Genomic DNA, 249 nt, shown 5'->3' on the forward strand with positions numbered 1-249 from the left:
TGGATTTTATCAACAAACTATCTACTAGAATCATTAGAGAATATGACATTATCTGTATCGAAGACTTAAAAGTCGACAACATGCTTAAAAACCACAATCTAGCCCAATCTATATCGGATGTATCCTGGTCAAAGTTTACCACACAGCTAGAATATAAAGCCGAGTGGTATGGAAAGGTGATCAAGAAAGTAGATACATTCTATGCGAGCAGTCAAACCTGTCATTGTTGCAGATATAAGAATGAAGAAA

General features: G+C 35.3%; 1 protein-coding gene. It reads left to right on the forward strand.

Annotated elements, in window-relative coordinates; translation table 11 throughout:
* Window positions 1-249 (forward strand): RNA-guided endonuclease TnpB family protein (locus tag LJE08_RS14280; RefSeq protein ID WP_227403617.1); only part of this gene is annotated, 249 nt, incomplete at both ends.

Origin of the sequence: Holdemanella sp. DFI.5.55, from assembly GCF_020593575.1 — a bacterium.
Taxonomy (GTDB): Bacteria; Bacillota_I; Bacilli_A; order Erysipelotrichales; family Erysipelotrichaceae; genus Holdemanella; species Holdemanella hominis.